The sequence below is a fragment of the Comamonas sp. GCA5 genome (assembly GCF_036541385.1).
Lineage (GTDB): Bacteria > Pseudomonadota > Gammaproteobacteria > Burkholderiales > Burkholderiaceae_C > Comamonas > Comamonas aquatica.
On the sequence record NZ_JAZHFR010000107.1, the window covers coordinates 1 to 9,025 of the forward strand.

7 protein-coding genes and 2 pseudogenes are annotated in these 9,025 nt (G+C 58.0%); 3 read left to right on the top strand and 6 right to left on the bottom strand.

Annotated features, from left to right (window positions below; translation table 11 throughout):
- Positions 1-384 precede the first annotated feature (384 nt).
- From SJH88_RS17235 to SJH88_RS17245, 3 genes are all read right to left on the bottom strand, one after another.
- Positions 385-1,341: a Bug family tripartite tricarboxylate transporter substrate binding protein gene (locus SJH88_RS17235; protein ID WP_274755196.1), complete on the bottom strand. Its 957-nt coding sequence runs from the start codon at positions 1,339-1,341 to the stop codon at positions 385-387.
- 447 nt (positions 1,342-1,788) lie between these two features.
- Positions 1,789-2,283 (bottom strand): bacteriohemerythrin, encoded by a 495-nt coding sequence (locus tag SJH88_RS17240; RefSeq protein WP_154165066.1) that lies wholly within the window; start codon positions 2,281-2,283, stop codon positions 1,789-1,791.
- A gap of 103 nt (positions 2,284-2,386) precedes the next feature.
- Positions 2,387-3,349: a PDR/VanB family oxidoreductase gene (locus tag SJH88_RS17245; protein WP_154165067.1), complete on the bottom strand. Its 963-nt coding sequence runs from the start codon at positions 3,347-3,349 to the stop codon at positions 2,387-2,389.
- Positions 3,350-3,627: 278 nt separating this feature from the next.
- Here SJH88_RS17245 and SJH88_RS17250 point away from each other — a divergent pair.
- The 3 genes and pseudogenes from SJH88_RS17250 to SJH88_RS17260 all read left to right on the top strand — a co-directional run.
- Positions 3,628-3,900: pseudogene (locus tag SJH88_RS17250) on the top strand (MFS transporter); the annotation flags it as partial.
- A gap of 222 nt (positions 3,901-4,122) precedes the next feature.
- Entirely contained in the window at positions 4,123-5,115 is a 993-nt protein-coding gene (locus SJH88_RS17255) for an ABC transporter substrate-binding protein (RefSeq protein ID WP_012837650.1), read from the top strand.
- 292 nt (positions 5,116-5,407) lie between these two features.
- Positions 5,408-6,001 (top strand): MarR family winged helix-turn-helix transcriptional regulator, encoded by a 594-nt coding sequence (locus SJH88_RS17260; protein WP_154165071.1) that lies wholly within the window; start codon positions 5,408-5,410, stop codon positions 5,999-6,001.
- Positions 6,002-6,062: 61 nt separating this feature from the next.
- On the opposite strand, the gene SJH88_RS17265 is transcribed toward SJH88_RS17260, so the two are convergent.
- The 3 genes and pseudogenes from SJH88_RS17265 to SJH88_RS17275 form a co-directional block, all read right to left on the bottom strand.
- Positions 6,063-7,238, bottom strand: a complete 1,176-nt coding sequence (locus SJH88_RS17265) for a Gfo/Idh/MocA family oxidoreductase (protein ID WP_154165068.1) — start codon at positions 7,236-7,238, stop codon at positions 6,063-6,065.
- A gap of 19 nt (positions 7,239-7,257) precedes the next feature.
- Positions 7,258-8,589, bottom strand: coding sequence for a Rieske 2Fe-2S domain-containing protein (locus SJH88_RS17270; RefSeq protein ID WP_154165069.1), 1,332 nt, complete (start codon positions 8,587-8,589; stop codon positions 7,258-7,260).
- Between the two features lie 256 nt (positions 8,590-8,845).
- Positions 8,846-9,025, bottom strand: a pseudogene (locus SJH88_RS17275) (IS256 family transposase); the annotation flags it as partial.

Here is a 9,025-nt window from a genome sequence, read left to right on the forward strand (position 1 = left end):
CCCCACAGTGATGCGTAATCCGCTTGGCATTCCTGCACCAAACGTACGGCACGTTCACGTACCTCTGGGCTAAAACGAGCAGCTTTAGTGTTCATGACTCAATCCTCTCAGGAGTTGAGCCTCCACGGAAGCCGGTGTGATTCAGGGATTTATGCAGAGGTTTTCTAGGGGAATGCGACGATCCATGGCCGGATCGTCGATGCAGTGCCGATTAGCGAGCGCCCAGCCGTGCAGTGCCGGGCCTTTGGGAGGGCGATCTGTTGTTTGGCGATGCCTACAGCCAGGTGGCAACGCTTACCATCGACGTAGAAGATGCGGGTCCACCAACGAAAAATGCCAGTGAGCTCTTGGCTGACTGGCATTGGGTGTGGGCCGGTTCTGGTTTTATTCTGGTTTTAGGTTAGCCAGTTTGGCCGCTGCGATGACCCGGCTATTTTCAGATGCGAGCTTTGCCGCCAACTCGGCAGGACCTCCAGCAATGGAGTCGACTCCTGCTTTTTCCAGCTTGCTCTTGACCTCGGGATCGTTGACGGCTTCCTTGACCGAATCGCTGATCCTGTTCCTATATGCCTCGGGCGTTCCTTTCTTGGCCAGCATGACCACGGTAAAGCCAAAGTCAAAGTTCTTGACGTACTCGGAAATGGCAGGAATGTCCGGACTGGTCTTGCTGCGAGCCAAGGTGTTGGTCGCCAGTATCCTGGCCTTGCCGCTATCGACGAAGCCCATCAGGGTTGGGGGAGAGGCGAATGTGATGTCAATTTGGTTGCCGATCAGTGCAGGAATAGAGGCGGAGCTACCCCTAAACGGGACATGCTTGACATTGATGCCCAGCGAATGGGCCATGGCCTCTGCCGTCAGGTGGTGGATGGAACCGATTCCGGAAGACCCGTAATTCAACTCGCCGGGACGCTCTTTCGCATATTGAATGAAATCCTTCATGTTCTTGAAGGGTGCGGAAGAGTTTGTGACCAGAAGCAGAGGGGCCACACCGACCAGGGAAACGGGATCCAGATCCTTCTGGGCGTCATACTTGAGGTTCTTGATGATGATCGGAGAAACCGCCAGCAGAGGGCCGTCCGTAACCAAGAAGGTATGACCATCGGCAGGGTATTGCTTGATGGCCGTGATGGCAACGCCGCCGCCGCCGCCGGGCTTGTTTTCGACAATGACCGGCTGCTTGAGGTCTGCCTGCATTTTTTCGGCCAGAATCCGGGCCACGGTATCCGGCAGCCCTCCGGGAGCGTAGGGTACGACCAGCTTTACGGGCTTGTTCGGGAAATCGCTATCAGCATATGCAAAGATTGACAACGCCTGGAGGGCAATTGCCGCCGATATTTTCAAGAAAATTCCTCTTGTCATGACATGTCTCCTGTTTTTTGTGATTTCTCGCGGCACCGACGCCATCCGCTCATGTACCGGCATTAAGATGTCCGTACAATGCATGTGGCTGGGCCGAAAGCTACGTGGTGGTGGGGCGTCCTGTTTAAAAAATGACATGCACATTTGCAGCCCAGCGCAAAGATGCAGGCATGCGTGCGACGCAGCTTCGGTTGCGGCGCACAGAGTCTTGTTCTCTGCGTCACAACTGTTTTTCTTCATCGGCATGCCTTAGTTATATTTTATTAGACGTCTAAAATTATTGTTAGAGGGCTAGCATGATTTTGACCGGGAGTATCCCTAACCTCTGGGGGCGGTGCGTTGCAGAAATGTGCATGGATCCCGCGTTTGGGTGGGGGTGTCTGGGTCTTGGCTGGGAGAGGGATGTCTTGGATGTCCCCTGGAGCACTGTCAAAGCTTACGTCGCAGCACGATGGGCTTGCCGCCCATATTCAGCTTGGTCATCCAGGCGGCCAGTGCGGAGTCCAGATAGTCTGCATGACCTGGGAACCACTGGAAGAGGGCCATGCCGATATCCTGGACTACGTCGGCGCCGGCTTGTCCTTGTGCAACAGCTTCCTTGACCTCGCGGACCGACTTCAGCACTGCCGCATGCTCGTCGAGATGGCAGTCCCGAGGAGGGAAGTTCGTGGTGCGCATCCATTCATCTTCCTGCTCGAAATGGCTGATGGCATGCTGCTCGAACTCTTCGATGGCCTGGGCTGCATTCTTCTCTGTGCAGGTCACCAGTTTCAACGCAGTCGCGTAGAACTCCTCATGCACATTATCCATGGGCGTAAATCCCAGCAAGCGAGCATCGGTCCAGGCGAGACTGTTGTCGTCGACCGGTGTGGGCGCACTGGCATCCCGAGACCTGGGGGCTGAGGTAGAAGTCTGCTCATTCATGTTCAATGTCCCTTGTTATGTTGGTATGCCAATGCTTGGCCGTGCCAACCGGAGTGTCTGTTTCGGCAACGGTGCGGGTAGGACCGTCATCAGCGATGCCGGCTCAGAGGTCCAGCACCAACTCCGCAGATTTTGCACGGGATACGCAGACCATAATCTGTGCATCCTTCTCATCGTCTCGCAGCACGAGATCCCGGTGGTCCGCTTCGCCCGAGCACAATCCTACCCGGCAGGAGCCGCAGGTACCGCTTTCGCAGGAGCTTGCTACACGCACGTTCGAGGCACGCAGAACGTCCAGAATCGAGCGGTCGGTCGGAACTTGCAATGAGATGCCGGTGCGCTTAAGGTGCACCATGAAAGGCGTGTTTTCCTTTGCGTTGGCATTGCCGGCGCCGAAGCTTTCAAAGTGAACGGTGCCGGACGGCCAGTGGCCTGTCATGTCCTGGACGGTATCCATCAGCGACTGGGGTCCGCAGCAATAGACGTGTGCGGCTTTGGGGCGCTCGAACAGGTCCCAGAAGTCGAAGGCTTTCGCCGGGTCGCCGAAGCTGTGGTGGATCTTCACTAACGAGCGCCATTCGTTGCTGCTGAGCTCGTCGAGGAAGGCCGTGCACTCTGGATCCCGGGCCAGATAATACAATTTGAAGTTCCGCAGGCCTTCAGCCTTTAGTTGGCGTGCCATGGACAGCATGGGCGTGATGCCGATGCCGCCAGCCACGAGAATGAATGACTTGGCGCGTTCATCAAGCGGAAATTCGTTGCGCGGCAGAGAGGCTTCGATCGAATCCCCTGCGGATGTGTCGTCGACCAGGCTCATCGAGCCGCCACGGCCATTGCTGTCGCGCTTCACGGCGATGACATAGCGATTGCGCTCTTGCGAGTCGTTGCAGAGCGAATAGCTGCGGCGCATGCCGTTGGGGGCCACCAGCGTCAGATTCGAGCCAGCCTCGAACGGTGGCAGCGGCGCGCCCTCTGGGTGGGTAAGTTCAAAGCGCCAGATGTCGCGTGCAATCTTTTCCTTCTTCGCGATCTTCAGACGCAGAAAACCGCTTTCCTGGGTGGTCATGCTTGTCTTCCTTTACTTGCTCGACAATATTTGCAATTCTATTGCTAGAGATCTAATTATGCAGGCAAAGTAATTGACTTGTGTACGGTTTAGCGATAGGGGTAAACCCCTGCTTGTCGGCGCTCTAAAAGCCTCGTAGTCTAATAAATAGATATCTAATAAATAGATGTCTAATGATTAAAAATTGTTTGCGCCGGCCGGTAAAGCGAACTCAGACGTGTTCGCTGCCCCGCCAGCTCAAGCCGGCAGCAGACAAAACGCTTCTAAGAGATTCCGAAATGACAGATTCCACGTTGAACTACGTGGGTGCACTTCCGCATCAAACCTTCGACCCTGCAACCGTCGAAACAACCTATCGCAAGATCACTCTCAGGCTGATGAGCTTCCTGTTCTTCTGCTGGGTGCTCAACTATCTTGATCGGGTCAATATCAGCTTTGCGCAGTTGCATCTGAAGCATGATCCTGGTCTGAGCGATGCCGCTTACGGTCTGGGCGTGAGTCTGTTCTTCATTGGCTACATCCTGCTGGAGGTGCCGAGCACGCTGCTGCTCATCATCAGCAGCCTGGGGCAGGTTGGAGCTTTTTTGCGCCCATCGTCCTGAGTTGGGTGAAAAGCGCTACCGGCAGTTTCTCGGCTGGCATTTTGCTGGTGGCTGCGCTGGTCTTCATTGGAGGCCTTGCCGTCTTCTTTGGCGTTCCACGCCAGCAGGCATCACAAACCGGCGCATGACAATGCGCTCCGAATCGATTTTGATCGTCACAAAGGAATCAACATGAGCAAGCTTCAACTGTCCATCGCGGTGGGCAATTACGACCGGATGCGTCCGCTGATCGACGGCGACGTCCAGATCGACGGTGTGGACCCTGTATTCATGCTGCAGGATCCGGAAGAGATCTTCTTCCGTGCGTTCCGCACCGCAGACTACGACATCTGCGAGCTGTCGCTCAGCAGCTATTCGGTGAAGACCGCAGCTGGCACCTCGCCGTACATTGCCGTGCCGGTGTTCCCTTCGAGGGCATTCCGCCACAGCTCGGTCTACGTGCGCGCCGATCGCGGCATCAACAGCCCGGCCGACCTCAAGGGCAAGCGCATCGGCGTGCCCGAATACCAACTGACCGCCAATGTGTGGGTGCGCATGTTCCTGGAAGAGGAGTACGGCGTGAAGGCCTCCGACATCCAGTGGGTGCGTGGCGGCTACGAAGATCCGACCCGCATCGAGAAGATCTCGCTGAAGCTGCCCGAAGGTGTGTCGCTGGTGAACGCGCCGGAAGGCCGCACCATCTCGAACTTGTTGGCCGATGGCGAAATTGATGGCGTGATCGGGCCGCGTGCCCCATCGTGCTTCGACCGTGGTCACCCGCAGGTCAAGTACCTGTTCGAGGATCCTCAGAAGGCTGCGGCCGAATGGTATGAGCGTCGCAAGCTGTTCCCGATCATGCACACGCTCGGCGTGCGCAAGACCCTGGCAGAGCAGCATCCCTGGCTGCCCGGCGCACTGGTCAAGGCCTTCGAGCATTCCAAGGCGGTAGCACTGACGCGCCTGAGCGACACATCGGCCACCAAGGTCACGCTCCCGTTCATCGAGGACCAGTTGCGCAATGCGCGCCGCCTGATGGGCCAGGATTTCTGGTCGTATGGTTTTGCCGAGAATGCCCATGTGGTTGACCGTTTCCTCGCGCAGCACCATGCAGAAGGCCTATCGAGCCGCCGCCTCCAGCCTGCCGAGCTGTTCCACCCGGCCAGCCTGGAGAGCTTCAAGATCTGATCTCATCAGCTGCTGCGGATATTGCCGCGCACCTGGTCGACCAGGTGCGCGGCGTTTTGTATGTGCAGTCTGCTTTTCCGTTCGCCACAGTATCACGTCTACAATGCACTCGCCCTATGATGGCGCAAGGTATCCGTACCGATACCGTGATGCCCGGTTTGTTCGTATCGGTGTGGTTGGCATACCTTTTGAATTGACAAAGCATGAGTTCAGAACCGGGGGAACCGGTTCGTGCACTTGTGAAGTGCACTATGATTTCAAGCATTCTGATGATGGCCGCGAAGAAGAAAGTATGACAGCCAGACCCTTTCCCAGCAAGGCACCGGATTCCAAAGAGAACCCTATCTTGCGGCATTGGCGCGAGGCCGTACCGGATGATCGTCTCGCTCACCTGGTGAAGGATGCAGGCCGGGCGATGGTTCGGGGGCTGCAGATGCGCCTGGCTCAGTTTGAAGTTTCTTTCGGTCACTGGGCGTTTCTGCGCATTTTGTGGGTCACCGATGGACTGACGCAGAAGGAACTCAGCGACGAGGCTGGTACCACCACGCCGACCACTTTCAGTGCGGTGTCGGCGATGGAGAAGCTGGGATATGTCGAACGCCGCTATGCGCCCGGCAACCGCAAGAATACCCATGTGTATCTCACGCCTCGCGGTCGCAGCCTGGAAAGCAAGCTGGTTCCATTGGCCGAAGAAGTGAATGAGATCAGCGTCAAGGGCCTGAAAGGCTCGGAGATCGACATCGCGCGCAAGGTGCTGCTCACGATCATCGAGAACATGGCATGCGACGAAGCCGAGAAGGCACATGACTCGCTGCTGCGGATTCCTTCCACTCGGGAAATGGGGCACCTGATTGCCGCTCGCGGCGAGGAGTGCGAAAACTGTTGAATAAGCTCCAGGAAAGAAAAAACCTCGCATTGCGAGGTTTTTTCTTTCCTGGAGCTTATTGTCAGAGCAGAACGTCCATACCCATTTCGCTGGACTTCAGAATCGCGATGCAGATTTCCAGCGTGCCTTTTGCCCACTCCCCATCATGCAAGGGGGGCTGGCCCAGGATTACGGCATCGTACAGTTCGTCGATCACTTCGGCGCGCGGCACAGTCGGGCGCGAGAGCGCAAGCCTTTCACGCTGCTGGTCGCCGTACACGACGACGGAATCGGGCAGGGGGCGCAAGTCGGCGCGTTCGCAGGACACGATCACCGGGCCGAAGTGCTGATGACTGCGTGTCGGTTCTTCTGCTGCCAGCGAGGGGGGCTTGTAGTCGGCACCACCGTACGTACCGGCAGCCTTGAGCTTGGCTTCGTCCTCTGCCGAGGCAATGGTGGTCAGACGCTTGCGCGCACTGCCGTAGGCATCCGGATTCAGGTGATCGCCCATTTCGCCGATCCAGCCGGTCCACTCGTCACTGTTGAAGTGACCGTAGCCGTTGTACGAGAGTGAGGCATATGCGCCGTTCTCGAACCAGATCAGGGCGGAATAGGCGCCTTCGGTCGGGCGCAGTGGATCCCAGCGGCCAACGCTTGCGCGCAAGCGCGTGGCACGTGAGCCTGCAAGCATTCGCACGATATCGACCTGGTGCGCAGCCTGGCTGAAGACGGCACCACCGCCTTCGGCCGTCATCAGTTCTTCGGGTCGGCGCGGACGGTACAGGTAATCGGTGTAGTTGAAAGCCTGGATCATCCTCACCGCACCGAAATCGCCCGAGCGGATCAGTTCGCGCGTGCGCCGGTACGGTGTATCAAAACTGTGGCAGTGCCCGACGATCAGATGCACGTTCGCGGCGCGGCAGGCCGCGATCATGCGATCACAGTCGGCCGCGTTGAGAGCCATCGGTTTCTCGACCAGCACATGCTTGCCCCTGGCTGCAGCAATCTCGGTGTGCTGGGCGTGGAATTGGTGCGGGCTGGCCACGTAGATGGCCTCCACATCCGGGTCTTCGGCCAGGTCCTGCACGTCTGTGTAAGTCCTTGCGTTGAAGTCGGCAGCGAACTGCTGCCTGGCCTCCTCACGAGGGTCGCACGCGGCAACGAGCTGAACCCTGGGGTCCTGCAGGAAGGTGGGCAGCATCAGCGAGAATGCCCGCCCCAGTCCTGCAACCCCGATGCGCAAACGGTGCTGTTCCATGGCCAGTTCCATCCGTCGATTACTGCTTGACTTGGTAGTCGGTAGCAGCCACAGCAACTTGTTCGTCCGACACAGTATGCTTCGCACTCACGTAGCGGACCTCGTATTCACGCCAGTCAGTTTCCTTCGGTACCACGGCCTGGTACGAGCAGACCGTACCAGGGATTGCCTTGGCACCGGTACCGATGGCCTTGCCGTCCTGCTTGTATTCGGTGATGGCATCGAGCATACGACGACGGAACTCGACAATGGCGAGGTCACTGGCGCCCAGACGTTCGTCCGAACGGTCGGCGATGGGACCCATCGTGACCCACATGGCGATGTCCTGGTTCGGGAAGCCCGTGATGCCGGTGAAGTTGCCAGCCTTCATGGCCTGGCGGTCTTGCCAGAAGCGGTTCTCGTGGTTGCGCAGCGGACGGAAGCGCTCGTCCAGATCCGGGCCGACCTGCGTGTGCAGGAACTTGCGCCAAGTTTCGGTTTCTGGTGTGGTGGCTGCATCACCCCAGGCGATGAAGTAGAACACCGTATTGGTGTCGTCCATCGGCACGTTGACGTTGGCGACGTTGTACAGGTTGTTCGGCGGAATCAGCACGGTGCCGGGTGCGACGAACACGGTCGAGCGCACATAGTCGTGCGTGGTGGCATTGAAGATCGGGCGGCGCAGGGCGGCGTAGCGGAAACCATATTCGGTGCGCTGGACCTGCAGGCGGGGAGCCTTGTCGGTGGAGGGGCGCAGCCAGTTCTTGTCCGTGGCTTCGGCGCCGGTCACGCGTGCCGGCACGAAATCCGACGAGTGCAGGCTGGAGCTGTGTGCGGAATCGATGGCGCCTTCGAGGATCTGTGCCCAGTTGCAGGGCAGCAGCACCTTGCCGATGCTCACACGGGTATCAGCGGTAGGTGCCCAGGCGGGAGCGACGAATTCGGGGACGGCGTCTTGAGCACCCATGTAGGCCCAGACCATGCCGCCCCATTCCTTGGTCGGATAGGCTGTGTGCTTGACTTTTTCGGCCATGCCGCTGGAGGCGGGCTCGGAGACCATTTCGAGTACGTTGCCTTGCACGTCGAACTTCCAGCCGTGGTACAGGCAGCGCAGGCCGCCGTCTTCGTTACGGCCGTAGACCAGCGAGGCGCGGCGGTGCGGGCAGTACTCGCCAACCACGCCGACGCGGCCTTCGCTGTCGCGGAACACGACAAGGTCTTCGCCGAGGATGCGCGCCTTGACCGGTGTGCCGTCCGGTTCGCTGACCTCTTCAATCAGGCAGATCGGGGTCCAGTGTTGGCGCATCAGCTTGCCCATGGGGGCTTCGCCTTCTACGCGGCACAGCAATTCGTTTTCTTCATGAGTCAGCATCGTTGTCTCCTGGCGATTGCTCGCCTTCATCAGTAGGGATGTTGAATCATATTAGATATCTAGTTATATTGACAAGCCTGTTTGAAAGATTGTGTGGCGTCGATGGGTGGCGGTCTGCGGACAATCGCAAACCTTTGATCGAGAGACATGAAACAAAGCCCTCTCGAAATTTTCCAGGAGGGCTTTGGATGCTGTGTCAGAGGCAGGCAATCCAGCTTGAGGGCGTGTCCGAACTTTTGTGTAAACGGGGCGGACTTCAGTTGACGGAGATGCGGTCTCCGAACTGAATGGTAAATCGGGTCAACGCTGCCTTCGAATCCCGAATCGGCATGGTCCACTTCTGACTGATGTTGCGCAGGGCCAAGTAGAACAACTTAGTCAGCGCCTCATCGCTGGGGAATGAACCCCGGTTCTTGCTCAGCTTCCTCAGGCCCAT